Annotated in this window: 18 protein-coding genes and 1 pseudogene; 7 read left to right on the top strand and 12 right to left on the bottom strand. The window is 70.6% G+C overall.

Going from position 1 to position 19,048, the window contains the following annotated elements; genetic code table 11:
- Positions 1-137: 137 nt before the first annotated feature.
- A pseudogene (locus ACFY10_RS49930) lies at positions 138-1,364 on the bottom strand (IS701 family transposase).
- A 114-nt stretch (positions 1,365-1,478) separates the two neighbouring features.
- Positions 1,479-1,916, bottom strand: coding sequence for a hypothetical protein (locus ACFY10_RS49925; protein ID WP_390672066.1), 438 nt, complete (start codon positions 1,914-1,916; stop codon positions 1,479-1,481).
- A 185-nt stretch (positions 1,917-2,101) separates the two neighbouring features.
- On the opposite strand from ACFY10_RS49925, the gene ACFY10_RS49920 reads away from it, so the two are divergent.
- The 7 genes from ACFY10_RS49920 to ACFY10_RS49890 all read left to right on the top strand — a co-directional run bounded on the left by ACFY10_RS49920 (position 2,102) and on the right by ACFY10_RS49890 (position 9,748).
- Positions 2,102-3,349 (top strand): sensor histidine kinase, encoded by a 1,248-nt coding sequence (locus ACFY10_RS49920; RefSeq protein WP_390672065.1) that lies wholly within the window; start codon positions 2,102-2,104, stop codon positions 3,347-3,349.
- Positions 3,337-3,987, top strand: coding sequence for a response regulator transcription factor (locus ACFY10_RS49915; RefSeq protein ID WP_143600460.1), 651 nt, complete (start codon positions 3,337-3,339; stop codon positions 3,985-3,987). Before ACFY10_RS49920 ends, ACFY10_RS49915 begins: the two co-directional genes overlap by 13 nt.
- Before the next feature lie 253 nt (positions 3,988-4,240).
- The gene (locus ACFY10_RS49910; protein ID WP_390672064.1) at positions 4,241-4,864 is read left to right on the top strand and encodes a GNAT family N-acetyltransferase; all 624 of its coding nucleotides are present in this window, start codon (positions 4,241-4,243) and stop codon (positions 4,862-4,864) included.
- Positions 4,865-5,081: 217 nt separating this feature from the next.
- Positions 5,082-5,540, top strand: a complete 459-nt coding sequence (locus tag ACFY10_RS49905) for a DUF6228 family protein (RefSeq protein ID WP_390672063.1) — start codon at positions 5,082-5,084, stop codon at positions 5,538-5,540.
- 908 nt (positions 5,541-6,448) lie between these two features.
- Positions 6,449-6,898: a nuclear transport factor 2 family protein gene (locus ACFY10_RS49900; RefSeq protein WP_390672062.1), complete on the top strand. Its 450-nt coding sequence runs from the start codon at positions 6,449-6,451 to the stop codon at positions 6,896-6,898.
- Between the two features lie 147 nt (positions 6,899-7,045).
- Complete coding sequence (locus ACFY10_RS49895; protein WP_390672061.1) at positions 7,046-8,119, top strand: LLM class F420-dependent oxidoreductase; 1,074 nt, start codon at positions 7,046-7,048, stop codon at positions 8,117-8,119.
- A gap of 390 nt (positions 8,120-8,509) precedes the next feature.
- Positions 8,510-9,748, top strand: coding sequence for an IS110 family transposase (locus ACFY10_RS49890; protein ID WP_390672060.1), 1,239 nt, complete (start codon positions 8,510-8,512; stop codon positions 9,746-9,748).
- Between the two features lie 35 nt (positions 9,749-9,783).
- Here the strand turns inward: ACFY10_RS49890 and ACFY10_RS49885 are convergent, their stop codons facing one another.
- From ACFY10_RS49885 to ACFY10_RS49840, 10 genes are all read right to left on the bottom strand, one after another.
- A complete protein-coding gene (locus tag ACFY10_RS49885) occupies positions 9,784-11,376 on the bottom strand; it encodes a multicopper oxidase family protein (protein ID WP_390672059.1) in 1,593 nt (530 codons plus the stop codon).
- A complete protein-coding gene (locus tag ACFY10_RS49880; RefSeq protein ID WP_390672058.1) occupies positions 11,373-11,804 on the bottom strand; it encodes a hypothetical protein in 432 nt (143 codons plus the stop codon). Before ACFY10_RS49880 ends, ACFY10_RS49885 begins: the two co-directional genes overlap by 4 nt.
- 130 nt (positions 11,805-11,934) lie before the next feature.
- Positions 11,935-12,783, bottom strand: a complete 849-nt coding sequence (gene pheA / locus ACFY10_RS49875) for a prephenate dehydratase (RefSeq protein ID WP_390672057.1) — start codon at positions 12,781-12,783, stop codon at positions 11,935-11,937.
- A 26-nt stretch (positions 12,784-12,809) separates the two neighbouring features.
- Positions 12,810-14,048: a 3-deoxy-7-phosphoheptulonate synthase gene (locus tag ACFY10_RS49870; protein ID WP_390672081.1), complete on the bottom strand. Its 1,239-nt coding sequence runs from the start codon at positions 14,046-14,048 to the stop codon at positions 12,810-12,812.
- A gap of 38 nt (positions 14,049-14,086) precedes the next feature.
- Positions 14,087-14,500 carry a chorismate mutase gene (aroH, locus tag ACFY10_RS49865; RefSeq protein ID WP_390672056.1) on the bottom strand — a complete coding sequence of 138 codons (414 nt, stop codon included), beginning with the start codon at positions 14,498-14,500 and terminating at the stop codon, positions 14,087-14,089.
- A 64-nt stretch (positions 14,501-14,564) separates the two neighbouring features.
- A complete protein-coding gene (locus tag ACFY10_RS49860; RefSeq protein WP_390672055.1) occupies positions 14,565-14,837 on the bottom strand; it encodes an acyl carrier protein in 273 nt (90 codons plus the stop codon).
- Positions 14,834-15,334 carry a 3-hydroxyacyl-ACP dehydratase FabZ family protein gene (locus tag ACFY10_RS49855; RefSeq protein ID WP_390672054.1) on the bottom strand — a complete coding sequence of 167 codons (501 nt, stop codon included), beginning with the start codon at positions 15,332-15,334 and terminating at the stop codon, positions 14,834-14,836. Before ACFY10_RS49855 ends, ACFY10_RS49860 begins: the two co-directional genes overlap by 4 nt.
- A complete protein-coding gene (locus ACFY10_RS49850) occupies positions 15,327-15,743 on the bottom strand; it encodes a 3-hydroxyacyl-ACP dehydratase FabZ family protein (protein ID WP_390672053.1) in 417 nt (138 codons plus the stop codon). Before ACFY10_RS49850 ends, ACFY10_RS49855 begins: the two co-directional genes overlap by 8 nt.
- A gap of 8 nt (positions 15,744-15,751) precedes the next feature.
- Entirely contained in the window at positions 15,752-17,305 is a 1,554-nt protein-coding gene (locus tag ACFY10_RS49845) for a phenylalanine aminomutase (D-beta-phenylalanine forming) (RefSeq protein WP_390672052.1), read from the bottom strand.
- 10 nt (positions 17,306-17,315) lie between these two features.
- Positions 17,316-18,917 (bottom strand): AMP-binding protein, encoded by a 1,602-nt coding sequence (locus ACFY10_RS49840; RefSeq protein ID WP_390672051.1) that lies wholly within the window; start codon positions 18,915-18,917, stop codon positions 17,316-17,318.
- Positions 18,918-19,048 lie beyond the last annotated feature (131 nt).

Raw genomic sequence — 19,048 nt, 5'->3', positions numbered from 1 at the left:
ACCGCCCTGGGGCGTTCCCGGCCCGTCGCCACTGCGGTGGTGAGCTGGGCACATCTGCCGGAGGGCTCAGCCGATGAAGTCGGCGACCAGGGCGGTGAATTCGTCCGGGTGGCTAGTACTCCAGCTGTAGATCTTGATCACGACTGTTGGAGGGCCTGACGTTGGTAATGGCTGCTCCGTGCACGGGCCTGGTGTCGTCGGCGCCAGCATGACCAACTGAGCCAGTGCGCCAGGCCGTGTGGTTGCGGTGCGGCGAAGGCGGTGAAGAGACGTTGGATCTCGCCGCATGTCAGCGGGGCGAGCCCTGGCGGCGTGGTCACGGTGGTCCGTTCGATGGCGGCCGTGACCACGAGGAATGCGTGCGCGAGCATGGCCGGCGTGGTCCAGCGATGCCAGGAGGTCCAGCGGCGGACCTGGTGCTCGTCCAGGCCGGTCAGGCCCTTCGCGGACTGGAAGGTCTCCTCCACCGTCCAGCGGCGCCCGGCCACCCTGACCAGGGCGCTCAAAGGAACGGGGTCCAGCCGAGTAGCAACGGTAGAAGGCGAGTTCGCCGGTGCGCCGGTCGCGTCGAATGAGCAACGACCGGTGACCCGTGCTGCTCGCCGGGCTGTCGATCTCTACTTGGGCCCAGTCGTAGAAGCGGTGACCTTTGGCGCCGTCTCCGGCTGAGAGTCGCTGCCATGCAGTCTTCGGGAGGCAGTGGGCCAGCATGCCGGCCGTGAAGACGCCCGCGCGGGTCGGGATCGGTCGCTTGCGTGAGACGGCGAGGACGTAGCCGACCTGACGGCGCTCCAGTTCGGCGCTCAGGTGGGGGTCGCCGCCGTAGACCTCGTCGCCGGTGACCCATGAGGCCGTGAAGCCGGCGTCCAGGGCCCGGGTGATCATCTCGGTGGCCAGGGCGGGCTTGGTGGCGAACCCCGTGTGGTCCGGGATGCCTGCGGCCCGGCACCGGTCGGGGTCCTGAGTCCAGGAGCGTGGGATGTAGAGGCGCCGGTCGATGGCAGCGTGCCCGACCGGGGTGGAGTAGACGAGGTAGACGGCGACCTGGGCGGTTTCGATTCGCCCCGCGGTCCCGGTGTACTGGCGTTGCACCCCGACGCTCGCGGTGCCCTTCTTCAGGTCACCGGTCTCGTCCACCACCAGGACGGCGTCCTGGTTGCCGAGGTGCTCGAGCGCGAAGTCCCGTATGTCGTCGCGGACTCCGTCGGCGTCCCAGGACGCGCGGCTGAGCAGGTGCTGCATACCGGCCGGGCTGCTGTCACCGGCATGCTCCGCGATCGTCCAGCAGTTCTTCCGTGGCAACTCTGCCAGCAGGCCCAGCACGAAGGCCCGTGCCCTGCGACGCGGCTCGCCACCCTCGCCATCAGGTCGTCGAACACCGGCTGCCACCCGGCGGGGTCTACGCTGTGGCCCACGGGCATCGGCTGATCTTCGTCTGTCCACACAACCGACGATGATCAACGGTGGCCGTGCCCTTTCTACGCCACCCAGCAGTACAGGTTCTCGTCTCCCTCGCGGACGGCACGGGCCAGGTCGGCCAAGCCGCTCAGGATCCACACGGCGATCTCGGGGTCGAAGACCTCGCCGTCTGCCGCCCGCTCGGCCACCCACAGCCCGGTGACTTCAGCGAGCCGGTGCTCGACGGCAGTGCACAGGGCATCTCGAAGGGTGCCGGAGACGGCGAGGACGAGCGGACCCTCGCCGTCGTCCGGGTCGACAACAGTCTCGGGAACATCGTCGTCAAGGACTTCCTCAAAGCTCCGACCGGTGAAGATGCCCTCCCACTCGATCAGAGCCTCCTCGACATCGAAGTTGCCGAAGGTCAGGGACTCGAAGACCCCGTCGGGACCACCCTCCGCGACAGCAGCGGCAGCTTCGGCGTCCGGTGCCACGAAGAACTTGATGACGATGCTCACCGGGGCATAGTGCCTGTTCCACCGGGCCGGTCGACCTGCCAGCGGCCAGCAGAAGCCGACCTACCGACCCGAGATGCTGTCCGCCCACGGGCCAGGATCAAGAACTACAGCTGGTACTAGGTTCACCATGAGATCGGGTACAGGCTTCATGGCACCGTCCTCCTGCGGTGCCCTAGCGTCGTGCCATGACGACTCCAGCTGGACTGCGACGCACGGTCCTCCGGGCGCAGCGGGACACCGGCTTTCTTGCCGCTGGTGTGCTGCCGCACCTGGCGCTGGTGCCCGTGTGGGCCTGGGCGGCGACGACTACCGCCAGGACGGGGAACTGGCTCCTTACGGTTTCCATGTCGGCCGCCCTGGTCCTGCTCGGCACCCCGGTGCTGACGGCCGTTCAGCGGGCTCGCTACCGGGTGCTCATCGGTGTGGACGTCCCCCGGCTCACCCCCACCGCGCCGGAACAATGGACGTGGGCCTCGACCGCCCGGTGGCTCGCGGCGACGCGGCCTTGGCGCAAGATCGGCTACCACCTCCTGCTGGGCCCGCTGCTCGCGCTGCTGGAGCTGCTGGTGCTCGCGGTGGCAGCGACGTGCCTGGCGGGCGTCACCGCCTACGCCTGGTCATGGCCGCTGCCAACCGGAATCCGCCAGGACTGGTTCGGCTACCTGACCCAGCTGCCGGCTTACACAGCGGCTGGACTCCTCCTCCTGTGCGCCCTGCCCTGGACCGCGCGGGCAGTAGCCCGGGCCGAGGCGCGGCTGGCGTTGGGCCTGCTCGGGCCCAGCCGGGCGCAGCGGCTCCAGGAGCGGGTCGATCAGCTGGCCGTGAGCCGGACCGACTTGATCGAGGTCGTCGACGCGGAGCGCCGCCGGATCGAGCGCGACCTGCACGACGGCACCCAGCAGCGGTTGGTGTCTCTCGCGGTCAACCTGGGTCTGGCCATTGCCACCCGCCCGGACCTGCCGAGTGATGCCCGCGAGGTGATCGCGAGAGCGCACCTGGAGGCGAAGGAGGCGATCGCCGAACTCAATGACCTGGTGCGGGGGCTGCACCCGGCCGTGCTCGAAGACCGAGGTCTGGACGCGGCGTTGTCCGGGCTGGCTGCCCGCACGCCCCTGCCGGTGCGGCTGCGGGTCAATCTGGAGGAGCGGGTGGCGCCCAACGTGGAGTCAGTCGCGTACTTCGTGATCTCTGAGGCGCTGACCAATGCAACGAAGCACGCCAACGCGACGCGTGCAGAGGTGATAGTACGTCAGGTCGGCGAGGTGCTGCGAGTGCGCGTTACCGACGACGGGCTGGGCGGTGCCGACGCCGCCGCCGGCACGGGGCTGACCGGGCTGGCCAAGCGGGTCGGCTCCCTCGACGGGGCCTTCCACGTCAGCAGCCCCGTTGGCGGGCCCACCACCATCACGGCGGAGCTGCCGTGCGCGCGGTGATCGCCGAGGATTCGGTGTTGTTGCGCGTCGGCCTGATCAAGGTGCTGGAGATGGGCGGGTTCCAGGTCGCCGCGGAAGCCGGCGACGCGGAAGGGCTGTTGGCGGCAGTGGCGGAGCACCGGCCCGAACTCGCCTTGATCGACGTCCGGATGCCGCCCGGCTTCACCGACGAGGGGGTGCGGGCGGCGATGGAGATCCGTCGGCGCTGGCCGGGGACGCCGGTGGTGCTGCTTTCGCAGTACGTGGAGGAGCGGTACGCGGCTGACCTGCTGTCTGCGAACACCAGCGGTGTGGGCTACCTGCTCAAGCAACGGGTTGCCGATGTCGCCGACTTCGTGGCGGCGGTCCGGCGAGTGGCGGACGGGGGCACGGCCCTGGACCCGCAGGTCGTCGCCCAGTTGCTGCTGCGGCGCGACAGCGACCCGCTCGCGCGGCTGACCCCCCGCGAACGGGAGGTGCTCGGCCTGATGGCCGAGGGGCGCTCCAATGCCGGCATCGCGCAGGCGCTGGTGGTCAGCGAGAGCGCCGTGGCGAAGCACATCAACAACATCTTCGCCAAGCTCGACCTGCCCGTGGTCGACGCGGACCACCGCCGCGTCCTGGCCGTGCTGCGGTTCCTCGGAGCGTCCCGGGCCTGACCTTCCCATCCGTGATCACGATCTACGGCTGGAGTACCAGGGGGCGCTCTGCGGCTCCACCCAGGCGACTCCAACTGGACCCATTTTGTGGGTGATTGTTGAAGCTCGGGCCTCTTGAGATGGTCCCGGATGGCGGCCTGATCTGGGACCATCATGGTCGCGGAGGGGCAGCTGTGCATGAGTGTCGGTGTCGCGAACATGGCGGCCACAAATCAATGGCCTCGCGGGTGACCAGCCAGCAGAATCACCGCGCATGGAACCCGTATCACTGACGACACGGCGTCTGCTGTTGCGCCCCCATGATCTCAGCGACGAAGACGCGGTCTTTGCCGCATGTCAAGATCCGGAAATTCAGCGGTGGACGGACTTTCCCGCTCCCTACGAGCGCAAGCACGCCGCCTTCTATCTGGGGGAGCTGGTGCCGCGTGGCTGGCGCGACGACACGATGTATCACTTCGCGGTCGAGGAACGGGACAGTGGGAGCCTGGTGGCGTCCGTCAACATCCATCGGCACGCCGAGACGTGGGGAATCGGGTACTGGACGGTGGCTCAGCACCGAGGCCGAGGCTATGCCACCGAGGCCGTACTTGCCCTGGCGAAGTGGTCCTTTGCTGACGGTGGTGTGCAGCGCCTGGAGTGGCGGGCGGAGGTCGGCAACCGCGGCTCGTGGGCCGTGGCGCAGAAGGCCGGCTTCGTCATGGAGGGTGTCTTGCGTGCGGCGCAGACCAGCAACAACAGCCTGCGAGATACCTGGGTCGGTGCTCTGCTGCCCGGGGACCTCGGATTGCCGTTTGCGCTTCCTTACCACCCCGCGCCGTATGGTCTTCCCAGCATGACGCGTCCAAATGGGACAGAGAACGCTCCTGCTGATCAGTGACTGCCGATCGTTCAACGACCGGCTGGGGCTGGTTACTTCGCTCCGTTGGTCTTGTTCGCCTTGGCGCGGGCCAGGCGGTAAGACTCGGTGCCGGTCTCGATGAGGGCGGCGTTGAAGGTCCACCCTGATCTATCTCGCCGACCGCGTGGACCCGGGCCGGCTGCCACCGCAGGAATCGCGGTGACGGCGAACAGGGAGGACAGCTACCCTTCGGCGCGTGAACTCCCAAGGTGCCGCCCCCGACGAGCCACAGACGGTGAGTATCCGCTGCAGCATCAACCGGGCTGTGTGCGTGCGACTGTCCGACCCCGTGCGCGATGACCCCGACTGCTTGCACTACACGGTCGAGGCCGACGCACCGGGGCTGAAGGCCCGCGTCGACGGGGTGACCGCATGGATCTGGGATGCCGACCTTGCGCCGTTCCTAGCTCAACTGGCCGCGGACTTCCGCGGCTGGGACGGCGAGCGCGTCTGGCAGACCAACGACCGCGACCTCACGGTCACGGCAGCCTTCAGGTCGGGCGGCCATGTCGCGTTGACCTGGACGCTGCGTCCTTGGCGGGGCCCGACGAACAGCTGGGAAGCCTCGATCACCACGTGGCTGGAGGCCGGTGAGCAGATGGCGGCTCTCGCCTCGGAGGTTCACCAGCTTCTCCGCCCCGAGCATCCGGGCTGAGCCTGTTGAATCTCGGCGGCACCTGGCACAGGTTCGCCGGAACATGTGCGCTTTCGTGAAAGCCTCATTGGAGGCGATTGCGATGCTGTTCTTCTCCTTACGCTCGGTCAGAACCTGGAAGAGCGTCTCGGCGTCGCGGCGGTCGAGTTCGAGCGTGGCCGGTGCCGGGTCGGGGTGCGTGTGTTCGCCTGGCGGCGCGGGTTCCACGGGGATGTCCTGCCGGACTGGCTGGGCGGGCGGGTGGAGGCGGGGTGGCTGTGGGGCAGCGAACCCGCGGTGGGTGTGTTTCTTGGTCTGTCGGGCCGGCGCATGGATGGTGCGGCCCGCCCGGGATCCGTGTGTCGTGCGCCGCGAGTGTGGCCGGGAGCCTGTTGGAGGGGTTCCGGGCGGCACTCGGGGACGTCTGGGACGGGGCGGTCGGGGAGGCCGTGGGGGTGTTCGGGTGTGTGAGGGCCGTGTAGGCCGTGTTCGTCTGCGGGCGGGGGAGTGGAGGGCGGCCGGGGTGGTGCCAGCCGGGCTGGGTGCGCGTGATCCGTGCGCGGGGTTTGGCCGGCGTGTGGGTGGGGGTGCTCTCGGCGCGCGGGGGAGGTCTGGTGGTGGTGGGCAGTGGCGTGTGTGGGGTGGGCGGCGGGTGTCGTGTCTTCGCCGGGGGCCGCGCCCGTCGCCGGGGTCGAGGTCAGGGTCAGGGTCGGCTGTGTCGCCGGTGCCGCGGTCGGGGAGGGGCCCGAGGGGTCCGGGGGGCGGGGGTGGTGGCGGTGCGGGCCCGGGGGCGGGGGCGGGTGTGCGCCGGGGGTCGATCGGGGGTCGTTCGTGGGTCGATTGGTTGTTGAGGGGTGCGCGAGGGGTGGCGTGGAGGGTGGGGGGCGGATGCGGGTTTTGGGCCCGGGCCGGTGAGGTGAGGAGTGTTGATGAGTGTGCAGGAGGCCCCCGCGCGGGGAGGGCAGTCCTTTGTGGGGCTGTACGAGCAGGTGCAGCAGTTCTATGCGCGGCAGATGCAGCTGCTGGACGGTGGTGAGGTGGATGCGTGGGCGGACACCTTCGCCGAGGACGGTGTCTTTGTGACGAATGCGCAGCCCGGGCCGACGGTGGGCCGCCGGGCTTTGGCGGCGGGTGCCCGCGAGGCGGTGGAGTACTTGACCGCGCAGGGCATCCAGCGCCGCCACATGCTGGGCACGGTGTCGGTGACCGGGCGGGAGGGGGCGAGGGTGAGCGTCCGCTCCTACGTCCTGCTCGTCGAGACTGCGCGGGGCGGTCGGGCGGCGGTCCTGTGCAGCGCCACCTGCGAGGACGTCCTGGAGCTGGGCCCGGATGGATTGGCCGTGCTCAGGCGTGAGGTCAGCCGCGACGGCCTGGTGTGACGGTGCTGGATGCCGCATGGCACCGCTGTCTGGGCCCGCGTGCCGGGGGCGGGGGCGGGAAAAATTCAGGGTGGCCTGGTGGGCGGCCTGGTGTTCTGAGGCGGGCCGGGCCGGGGCCGGCCGCCGTTTTCCTGTCTGTTCGATAGGATGCCTGGCCCCGTGAGGCTCGGCCTCGACCTGTGCTGCCTCGGCCGGCTGGGTCCCGGGGCTGCGCCCCGGTTCTCCGTCCGCTGTGTGCGCGAGGCCGAGCGGCTGGGCTTCTCGGTGGCCTGGACCGCCGAGGCGTTCAGCTCGGACGCCGTCTCGCTGCTGGGCTGGCTGGCCGCGCAGACCTCGCGCATCGAGCTGGGCACCGCGGTGATGCAGATCCCGGCCCGTTCACCCGCGATGACCGCGATGACCGCGGCCACCCTCGACGTCCTCTCGCAGGGCCGCTTCCGCCTCGGTCTGGGGGTGTCGGGCCCGCAGGTCGCCGAGGGGTGGCACGGGGCCCGGTTCGACAGGCCGTTGGCCCGCACCCGCGCCTACGTCGGCATCGTCCGGGCGGCGCTTGAGCGCAAGGTGGTCGCCCACGACGGCGAGCACTACCCCCTGCCGCTGCCCGGCGGGCCGGGCAAGGCCCTTCAGCTGGGCATGCGGCCGCGGCGCGGGCACCTGCCCCTCTACCTCGCGGCCGTCGGCCCGGCCGGCACCCGCCTGGCCGGCGAGATCGCGGACGGCTGGCTCTCGGTCTTCTTCCAGCCCGAGTTCGGGCCCGAGTGGGGGGCGCACCTGCGCGCCGGAGCCGCCCGCAGGGGCGGTGAACTGCAGGACTTCGACGTCGTCGCGGCGGTGCCGGTCGCCGTCGGCGCCGACCTCGCCGACTGCGCGGACCGGATCCGCACCCACACCACGCACTACGTGGGCGGCATGGGGTCGCGGCGCCAGAACTTCTACAACCAGCTCATGGCCCGCACCGGCTTTCCGGGCGAGGCGGAGCAGGTGCAAAAGCTCTATCTGGCCGGACACCTGCGGGCGGCCGCCGAGGCCGTGCCGCACAAGTTCCTGGACCGCACCGCCCTGCTCGGCCCCGCCGGCCGCATCGCGGAGCGGCTGCGCGCCTATGCCGACGCCGGGGTCACCACCCTCTCGGCGATGATCTTCCCCGACCATCCGGACGAGGGCATCGCCACCCTGCGCACCCTGGCCGGGGCCATGGACCGGGCCGGTGTGGGGGAGTGACTCAGGCGCGGCACACGGATGCGGCACACGGATGCGGTACACGGATGCGGTACACGGATGCGGTACACGGATGCGGCACGCGGATGCGGCAGGCGGCTGCCCCCCGGGCCGCGCGGGCGGCTGGGGGGCAGTTGTGTGGTGGTGGCGGGGTTAGTAATCCGAGCCCCTGACGGGGCCACCCTGAGCGGGTGAAAATCGGGTGCGTGGCCGTCTGGCGGACGTCGAGCCGCAATGGCGTGATCGAACCCGAGGGTTAGTAGGACGCTGGGGGTCCTTCGACAGGCACCCGGAAGTGTTGCTCCGAGCACGCGTATTAGAGTCTTCCGCCTGCCGGACCCCTGCCGGGCGGTCGCGTGCTTGCGGCCGTCGTCGGGAGGGGGTGCCGGGGCAATGGAAGTGCTGCACGAACGCTGTGCGGGGATCGACATCAGCAAGGCGGACGTGAAGGTCACGATCCGTGTTCCCGGTCCCGGCAAACGGCGCCGCAAGGAGACCCGGACCTTCTCCACCATGACTTGTGACCTGCTGGCGATGCGGGACTGGCTGCTGGCCGAGGGCGTCACCCTGGCCGGGATGGAGGCCACCGGCATCTATTGGAAGCCGGTGTTCTACCTGCTGGAACACGACATCGAGTGCTGGCTGCTCAACGCCCGTCACATGAAGGCGGTCCCGGGCCGCAAGACCGATGTCAAGGACGCTGAGTGGATCGCCGAGCTGGTCGAACACGGGCTGGTCCGGCCGTCGTTCGTGCCGCCGGAGCCGATCCGGCAGTTGCGCGACCTGACGCGGTATCGCACCGAGGTGATCCGCGAACGCACCCGCGAGGCCCAGCGGCTGGAGAAGCTCCTGGAAGATGCGGGCATCAAGCTGTCGTCCGTGGTCTCCGACATCCTCGGCGTGTCCGGCCGGGCGATGCTGGAGGCGCTGATTGCTGGGCAGCGCGACCCGCAGACCCTGGCGGAGATGGCCCGGGGCAGCATGCGCGGCAAACGCGCCGCCCTGGTCGAGGCGCTGACCGGACGGTTCGGCGATCACCACGCTTTTCTCGCCCGGACCATGCTGGACCGCGTCGACGCCTGCACCGCCACCGAGAACCGGCTGACCGAGCGCATCGAGGCCCAGGTCGAACCCTTTCGCCGCCAGCTCGCCCTGCTGGTGACCATTCCCGGCGTGAGCACACGCACCGCACCGGTGATCTTCGCCGAGACCGGCGCCGACATGGCCCGCTTCGCCGGCGCCGCCCACCTTGCCTCCTGGGCGGGTGTCTGCCCCGGCAACCACGAATCGGCCGGCAAGCAGCCCACCGGGAAGACCCGGCACGGCAACCCGTGGCTCAAGGCGGTGCTCGGCCAGACCGCGGTCTCCGCCGCCCGCTCCAAGAACACCTACCTTGCCGCCCGCTACCGACGGATCGCCGCCCGCCGCGGCAAGAAGCGCGCCCTGGTCGCCGTCGAGCACTCGGTGCTGATCGCCATGTGGCACATGCTGATCCACGACGTCGAGTACGCCGATCTCGGCGGCCAGTACTTCCTCGAACGCACCGGCCGTGCCAGGCAGACCCGGCGCCTGGTGAGCCAGCTCAACCAACTCGGTTACCAAGTCACCCTCCAGACAGCTGAGGCCGCATGAACTGCGGGAACGGATAGGCAGCGGGGATTTTCGTATTAGTGGGTGGTGAAGTCGGCCATCATGGCCATGTCTTCGTGTTCGAGGTTGTGGCAGTGGATCATGAAGGTGCCGGGGTAGTCGGTGAAGCGGGTGACGACCTCGACGGCTTCGGCGGGGTGCAGGTCGACGGTGTCCTTCCAGCCGTGGTCGAATGCGCCGATGCCGTGGCCGTTGCGGGAGAGGACCTGGAAGGGGTTCAGGTGGAGGTGGACGGGGTGGTGGAAGTTGGTGGTGAAGCGCCATACCTCCACCTGCCCGAGCTGGGGGCGGGCCAGCGGGCGTCCGGGCTGGTACTGCGTGCCGTTGATGGTCCAGCCGGCGCTGGAGCCGCGGAAGTGGAAGTCGCGGGTGACCGCGGCCCGGTGCGCATCGAGGGGGCGTACCTGGCTCAGCTGCTGCGGCACCTTCGTGTCGTCGTGCGGGGAGCCGGAGTTGATGTCGAAGCGCATGACCTGGGCCGTCGAGCCGTCTCCGAAGCGGTTGAGCAGCCGCACCCGGGTGCCGGGCTGGTAGCGGGAGAAGTCGACGATGACGTCGAAGCGTTCGGCCGGGGCGATCTCGAGTGCGTCGTGGCGGCGGGGCGCGTGCAGCAGTCCGCCGTCGCTGCCGATCTGGACGAGGCCGCCGCCGCCGTCGGGCTGTGGGTCCAGCTGCAGTTTGTACAGGCGGGCGTTGGAGGCGTTGAGCAGGCGCAGCCGGTAGCGCAGCCGGTCGACCCGGTGCACCGGCCAGGGGGCGCCGTTGACCAGGATGACGTCGCCGAGGACGCCGTTCATGTAGGCGTCGGTGACGCCCGGGGTGTGCATCTGGCCGTCCAGCAGGGGGTATTGGAATGATCCGTCCGCGGCGAACGAACGGTCCGTGATCATGAGGGGGATGTCCCGGTCGCCGCGGGGCAGCGGCAGCTGTTCCTCCTCGTCGTCGTGCACGAGGTGGAACCCGGCCAGCCCCCTCCAGACGGAGGCGCCGGTGTAGCCCATGCGGTGGTCGTGGTACCAGAGCGTGGCGGCGCGCTGGTCGAGGGGGTAGGTGTAGGTGCGGGTGCCTGCGGCGAGGTCCATCGCGGCCATGGCGGTGTGGTCCATGCTCATGCCGTGCGCTGGGCCGCTGATGTCCTGCTCCACGCGGTGCATGTCGTAGGAGCCGTCGGCGGGCAGGATCAGGGAGGTGGGGTAGCCGTCGCTGGCTGCCGGGGTGTGGCCGCCGTGGAGGTGGACCACGGTGGGGCGGTCGAGTTCGTTGCGGTGGCGCACCACGGTGCGCCGCCCCGAGCGCGAGACGATGGTGGGGCCCGGGAAGGTGCCGCCGTATGTCCACGCCGGGGTGCGCAGTCCGGGCAGGATCTCCAGTTCGGCGTGCTGCTGGGTGATGTCGTAGCTGTCCGTGGTGCCGCTGGTCGACGTCGGCTTGAGGACGGGGGGGATGGGCAGCGGGGTGCGGAAGGCGGCCGGCAGTTCGGCCGTGCTGGTCAGCACCTTGCCGGGCAGGCCCTCGCGCACATAGCTGCTCAGGGCCGGCCAGCCGGCCGCGGTCAGGGCGCCCGCGCCGAGCGCCGCTGCGCCGGCGCCCAGGAGCGCGCGCCGCCTCACTTGACCGGCTCCGGCTGCGTGAGGGGCCCGGCGGCGGGCGCGTGGGGTGCCGTGGCCCTGGCGGGCAGCGGGGTGGTCATCACCCGCTGGGTCAGCACCGCGGTGGCGCAGGCGAGGATCACGCCGAGCAGGACGTGGGCGGCGACGCTGTGCAGCTCGCCCAGGGCGATCTGGCCCACCAGCGCAACGACCAGGACGATTGCCAGCGGAAGGAACGCTGCTGGTCCTTTCAGGCGGCGCACGAAGAAGGCGGCGACGGCCGTCAGGAGGGTGGCCACGGTGAGGACACGGCCGACCAGTCCGTGGAGGGCGAGCATGTCGTAATGGCCGCCGAGAAATCCCCCGGCCAAGGCGACCTGGACCAGCATCAATATCGCCTGCAAAACGACGGTGATGCGCAAGGAAAGCAGAGACAGACGCAGAGTCATGCGGATAATCCAACCCGTTCGGTAGGCGGCCTGCAACTCGAACTCGGCTGTTTTGAAAGGCGTTTGGGCTTGCTCAAGTCATTCTCCAGAATGGTAAGGACGGAATTGAGTCAGTGGCCGGATCGGCTGGTCATGGGGACAGGGCGGGCCGGCCCGGTTCGGCGCGGGGATAACTGCCGAGAACGAATGCGCAGTGGCGCCGGGCGAGGGTGTCGACGACCGCGCCGAGCCGGGGGTCGTCCGTGTGTCCTTCGCATTCCACAAGGAAGGAGTAGCTGCCGAGGCCGACGCCGCCGGGCCGCGGTAGCACGGCCGTCAGGGGGACGCGCAAGCGGGCGAACTCCCCGAGCACGGTGTGCAGTTGCTGCATCTGGCCGGCCAGCGGCACGACCAGGCTGGTGCGGTCGGCGCCGGTGGGGGTTGAGCCCGTCACACACCGGGCGACCTTCACGAAGCGGGTCACCGCGTCTGGTCTGTCCCCGATGCCGCAGGCGACGATGTCGAGGCCGTAGCGCCGCAGCGTGGCCGGTGCGGCGATGGCGGCGCGGCCGGGCAGGTGTGTGGTGGCGACCTCCCGGGCGGCCTGTGCGGTGGAGGTCGCGGTGACGATGTCGGCCTGCGGCAGATGGTCGGTGAGCCAGCTGCGGCACTGGGCGTGGGCGACGGGATGGGTGAGCACCTGCCGTATGCGGGCGAGGCTGCCGGAGGGCGGGACGGCGAGCGCGAACTCCACGCGCAGCAGTGTCTCGCCGACGATGCGCAGGTCCCGTTGGGCGGTGAGGGTGTCGACGGACTCGGTGACGGACCCTTCCACCGAGTTCTCCCACGGGATGACGCAGGCCGTCGCCGCGCCGCGGCGCACGGCGTCGAGCGCCTGGCGGACCGTCGGATAGGGGACAGCCGTTTCGTTGGGTACGTCGAGGCCGCCGAGGGCTGCGTGGGTGAAGGAGCCGGGCGGGCCCAGATAGGCGGTGGACATCAGGGTTTCCTCCGGGCGCGGGCCGGTCAGGCGGCACTCCACGCCCCGGCGACGGCGACCGCCTGGCGGGGGTTGAGCCGCGGGTCGCACAGGGTGGTGTAGCGCCTGGCGACGTCGGACGGGCGGGCCTGGCTCCAGACGCATTCGCTCACGTCGTCCGGCGTCGTCTCCAGGTGGAGGCCGGCCGCCGTCCCGCCGGCGCCGGTGACCGCCTGCTGGAAGGCGACCACCTCCTCGATGACGGTCTCGACCGACCGGGTCTTGAGCCCGCCGGGCGCCTTGATGGTGTTGCCGTGCATCGGGTCGCACAGCCAGGACACCGGATGGCCGGCCTGGCGCACCGCGGTGACCAGGGCCGGCAGCCGTGCGGCGACCTGGCCGGCGCCCATGCGTGCGATCAGGGTGAGCCGGCCGGGCTCGCGGCCCGGATCGAGCCTGGCGCACAGGTCCACCAGCTGCGCGGCGGCCAGGGTGGGACCGACCTTGCAGGCGACGGGGTTGGCGACCTGCGTCAGGAGCTGGACGTGGGAGCCCGCCGGATCGCGGGTGCGCTCGCCGATCCAGGGCAGATGGGTGGAGGACAGGTAGCGCTGGTCGCCCGCCGTGCGGCGCAGCAGCGGCCGCTCGTAGTCCAGGACCAGCGCCTCGTGGCTGGTCCACACCGGTGCTCCGGTCGGCGGCATCCAGGCACCGGTGCGCTGGCGCAGCAGGGTGGTGGCCCGGTCCGCGGCCGCGTAGCAGGTGAGCAGGTGCGCGCAGTCGGCGCGGCGCGCCTGGGGGGTGGCGGCGGGCCGGTTGACCAGGTGGCCGCGGTAGACCGGCAGTTCACGCCCGTCGACGACCTCGGTGGGGGAGCTGCGCGGCTTGGCGAACTGTCCGGCGATGCGGCCGATCCGGATGACCGGCCGACCGGTGTTGATCTTCATGACGCCTGCCAGCGCGTCGATCAGGCCGATCTTGCGGTTGACCGCCTGTGGCTCGCACTCGGCGGGGTCCTCCGCGCAGTCCCCGGCCTGGATGATCTGGTAGGTGCCGGCGGCCGCCTCGGCCATCAGCATCCGCAGCATCTGCACCTCTTCCCAGCCCACCAGGCCGGGCCGGGCGGCGAGTTCGGCGCGTACGGCGGCCGCGCGCGCCGGGTCGGCCCACACGGGCTGCTGCTTGGCGGCGACGGGCGGGTCCGGGGCGACGGGTGGGTCCGGGGCGACGCCGGTGGCCGCCGATGGCCGAAGATCGCTGTCACGAACGGGTGATGCGACAGGCATCGCGGACATGGTCGTGCTCCTTGTCTCAGAAGGGGGAGTCAGGTCCCGGTGGCGGCGCTCAGATCGGGGCGCAGCGCCGCCGTGGCACCGAGATAGACGTGGTGCATGGCGGAGCGGGAGCGGGGGCTGTGGGCGTGCGCCAGGATCCGGATGACGCGCGGCAGGGAGCCCGCAACCGCGATCTCGGCGGTGCACAGCAGCGGTACCTCCGTCAGGCCCAGCTTCCTGGCCGCGGCCGCCGGGAAGGCGGAGCGCAGGTCGTGGGTGGTGGTGAAGACGATGCTGATCAGGTCCGGGTCGCTGAGCTCGTTGCGCCGCAGGATCTCGCCGAGGAGGTGGCCGGTGGCCTCCTCGATGAGTGCGGGCTCGTCCGCGGCGACCTGGGTGGCACCGCGCACGGCACGCACGGCGAGCGGGCCGGGTGCGGTCAGCCGGCTGGTCGGGGTCGTCACTGGCTGGCTCCTGTGTCTGCGGAAAAAGAGGGGGGCCTAGGGCCGGTTGGGCCCGGCCGGGTGCTCAGGCGGTCTGCCGGGTCAGCAGGTCGTCCAGGGCGGCGATGCTGCGCGCCTGCGGCAGTTCGGCCACGGGCAGCACCGTGCGGTACTGCTTCTCCACCCGGGCGACGATCTCGATGAGGTTGAGCGAGTCGGCCTGGTAGTGGTCGAAGAGGTCCGCGCTGTCGTCGATCTCGTCCGGGCTCAGCGCCAGGATCTCCGCCACGATCGAGCGGACCTCGGAGATCGAGTTGATCGGGTTGATCGGGTTGATCGGGTGGCCGGTGTCGTTCATCTGCCGTCCTTGTCTTGATGCGGTGTGGGTGCGGTCGAAAGGAGGCTCGCGGTGGGGCGCGAGACGACGAGGAGCGAGCCCACGGACAAGACCGTGCGGCCGTCGGCGGTGCGCGTGTGACCGGTGAACTCACCGGCCTGGCCGGAGCGATGGCTCAGGCGTACGTGGTGTTCCAGGACGTCGCCGGGCACGGCCCGGGCGGTGTGGACCAGGTCGCGGATGCCGACCATCAGCGGGATCTCGTCTCTCGGGCCGAGCTCGGCGAGCGACCACAAGAGCGAGACGGCCTGGCCGAACGATTCGAGCAGGAGCACCGACGGATAGCCGAAGGCGTCGATGCCGGCTCCCTCCGCCATGTCCCGGTAGCAGTCCTCCCCGCCGGTGATCGCCTTGGTGGCGATCAGCGAGTCGGGCGGCGTGAACCGGCGCACCGTGTCGAGCAGCAGCATGGGAGGGCGCTGGCGCAGCCGCTCGCGCACCTGGGCGTGGTCAAGCATCGCTCACCACCGGTTCGCAGACGACGGACAGGTCCGCCGCCGTCAGGCCGTCGCCGCGCGCGGCGCGGGCCCGCACGGCGATGCGGGTGCCCGTCTGCGGCGTCTGCGGCATCACCAGCAACGACAGCTCCAGTTCGTCGCCCGCAAGCAGCGGGCGGGTGAAGCGGGCGCGGTCGATGCGGCACAGCCGAAGCTCTCTGCCCAGGGCGGATGAGGCCGCCTGGCGCACACAGTCGATCAGGAGGACCCCCGGCATGATCGGGAAGCCCGGGTAGTGGCCGGCCATCTGGGCGCCGGCCCGCTTTACGGGCACCCGCACCGTGACCCGGGTGCCCTCAAGGCTCTGCTCGGTCAGCGGCGGGCTGTGCAGTGCGTCGAACACCTTCGCTGTTTTGGACGGGGCAGGCACGGCGCTCCTCAGCCCAGGCCCGGCTCGGACAGGAGGCGGGCCGCGAGCTCCTGCACGTACTCGGTGATCGTCTCGTCGTGGTCGAGGTAGGGGACCACCTCCCGCACCTGCTCGTACAGCCGCCGGGTCGCCGGCGACAGGCCCTGCGTGCCGCGGATGTCGACGGCCTGGGCGGCGCACAGCAGCTCGAAGGCGACCACGTGGGCGACGTTGTCCAGGACCTCGGCGGCGCGCCGGGCGGCGACGAAGCCGAAGGAGACGATGTCCTGGAAGTCGCCGGTCGACGTCAGCGACTGGATGGAGATGGGCATGGACTTCGCCCTGGTCTCCGCGGTCAGCGAGGCGGTCATGAACTGACCGCCCATCAGCCCCAGGCGCAGGCCCGGGTTCTCCCGGCACAAGAACGCCGGAAGCCCCTCGCTGTTGCTCTTGTCGAGGAACCGGTCGATGCGGCGGTTGGAGAGGTTCATCAGCGTGGTCATGGCGATCGCCAGGTGGTCCATCGCCATGGCCACGTACTGCCCGTGGAAGTGCCCGTTGTGGAACACCTCGGCCTCGTCGGGGTCGATCAGCGGGTTGTCGTTGGAGGAGTTGAGTTCGTCCTCGACGACGTGCTCGATCGAGTTGAGGCTGTCGAGGACCGGCCCGAGGATCTGCGGGGTGCAGCGCACCGAGTAGGCGTCCTCGATGGACTGCGAACCCGCCTTCGCGGTGTCGCCCATCTCGCCCGACAGCAGGTGCTCGGTGTCCAGCTCGTCGACGGCCAGCGTGGAGCCGGCCAGCGTCTGCCACAAGAACCCGGCGACCTCCTGCTGTCCCTTGTGCGGCTTGAGCGCGTGCACCCGCGGGTCGAACGGCTTGGTCTTGCCGGCCAGGCCCTCCACCGACAGCGCCGACACCAGCAGATACCTCTGCAGCAGCCGGCGGGCCCGGGCGATGTTGAGGCTGCCCAGACCCACCATCCCGGACGTGCCGTTGATCAGCGCCAGGCCCTCCTTGAAGCTGAGCTCCATCGGCTCGATGCCGGCCCGGGCCAGCGCCTCGGCGCCCGGCAGGACCTCACCGTTCAGCCGCGCCTTCCACTGGCCTATGCAGACCAGGGCGATCGCGGCGAGCGGCCCGAGGTCGCCGCTGGTGCCCAGCGACCCCTTCTCGGGCACACACGGCACGACAGCCGAGTTGCGGAGTGCGATCAGCTTGTCCAGGTTCGCCAGGGAGATGGCCGAGTTGCCGCGGGACAGCGACACGATGCGGGACGTCATGATCGCGCGGACCGTGGTGTCGTCGAGATGGTCGCCCACGTTGGTCGCCACGGCGTTGAGCAGATTCTCCTGGAGCTGGCGGGCCATCGTGACCGGCACCAGATAGTTGACGAACCCGCCCATGCTGGTGTTGACGCCGTAGATGACCCGCTCCTCCGCGACGAACTTCTCCAGCATCTGGCGCGAGGCCTGCACGCGTTGGCGGACCGTGTCGTCGATGGCCACCGACTCGGCCGCGACCGCGGTCGACTCGACGTCGCAAAGCCGCACCCGCTGACCGATGGACAGGGTGAAAGTCACGTCTGGCTCCTTAAGCGTTCGTGGCGTGTCGTAGCGGCGAGGCCCCCCGGGCGGAGGCCAGTTTCTGCGTGAGCAAAGGACGGTCGACCTTGCCGTTCTCGGTGAGGGGAAGCTCCGCCAGGGTGTGGATCGAGCGCGGCACCATGTAGGCGGGCAGCTGCCGCGCGCAGAACGCGAGGGCCGCGCCGGTGTCGATCTCTCCCGGGCCGTCCAGGACGACGGCCGCCATCAGCACGTGGTCCCCGGCGCGCTCGACGAGGGCGACCGAGGCCGCCCGCACGCCGGGAAGGCGCATCAAGGTGCCCTCGATCTCGCCCAGTTCCACCCGGTTGCCATGGATCTGCACCTGGAAGTCGCACCGGCCCACGAAGCACAGGCCGCCGTCCTCGCCCAGGCGGGCCAGGTCGCCGGTGCGCAGCACCTTGTGCCCGTGCCGCGGCTCGAGGGGGTCGGGCACCAGCACCGCGGCCGTGGCCTCGGCATCGTTCCAGTAGCCGGAAAACAGCGACGGGCTGCGCAGGTAGATCTCCCCCGTCCGGCCCGGCTCGGTCACCACCTCGCCCCGGTCGTCCACGAGGGTCATCTCGGCGCCGGTGTGGGCCTGCCCGATGGACAGCCTCTGCACCCCCTGCGGCAGCGGGCGGGGGACCTCGGTGAACGAGGCGGCCATCGACTCCGTCGCCCCGTAGCCGTTGACGAGGCGGGCGCCGGGCAGCATCTCCTGCAGCCGGCGCAGCTCCGGGAGGGGGAACTCCTCTCCCGCGAAGACCACCGAGCGCAGCCGCTCCAGCTCCTTGAGCAGGTCGGGGTCGTGACGCAGGACGGGACGCCACAGCGAGGGAACGCCGTGCACCTGGGTGACCCCGGCATCGCGCAAAAAGCCGATCATGCGCCGGGGCGAGGAGAGGTTCTCCCGCCGGACCGGGACGAGGGTGGCGCCGCTGGCGAGTGCCACACCGATCCCGAACAGCGCGAAGTCGAACTGGAGGGGCGAGGTGCTGGCCACCCGGTCCTCGGGCCCGGCCAGCTGGTCGTTGAGCATCGCGCGCAGGAACGTCACGATCGACCGGTGGCTCATCACCACGCCCTTGGGGCGGCCGGTCGAGCCGGAGGTGAAGACGATGTACGCGGTGTCGGCGGCCAGCACGCTACGCCGGCGGCGCACCCGCCGATCCGGCGCCCGCTCCACCACCAGGCCGCCCGCGCCGAAGCGGGCGCTGCCCTGCGCCTGCACCGACTGCCTGCGCGCGAGGTGGTCGGCCCGCGCGTGCAGCGCCGGTTCGACCGCGTCCACGATCGACGACAGCCGGCTGTCCGGGGTCTGCGGGCTCACCGTCACGAACGGCAGGCCCAGCAGGGAGCAGGCGAGCAGCATCGCCACCGACGCCGCGCAGGTGTCCGCCTCGACGATCACACGGTCGCCGACCTCGAGATGCAGGCCGTCCAGCACGGCCGCGTACTGGTGGGTCAGAAGATCGAGACGGCCGTAGGAGATCTCGTGCAGCACTCCCTTCTCGTCCGCCTCCACCACCGCGGGTTTGTCCGGGGTGACGGAGGCGGGCCCCATGAGCAACCCGTAGAGGTTGTCCACCGAAGGACGCGGGCGTTCCATAACGTCTCCCTGGTCAGTTGGGGGCCTGGGGGCCTTGGGGACCCACCGTGCGGCACCGCGGTGGGCGTAGGACTTAAGCCCGACTTGAGCAGCGGTGTACGGGCAGGTCGGCGCCCTGGCGCGGGCCGCCG

It is taken from the genome of Streptomyces sp. NPDC001401 (assembly GCF_042895385.1).
Lineage (GTDB): Bacteria > Actinomycetota > Actinomycetes > Streptomycetales > Streptomycetaceae > Streptomyces.
This window is presented reverse-complemented; position numbering and strand designations above follow the sequence as displayed.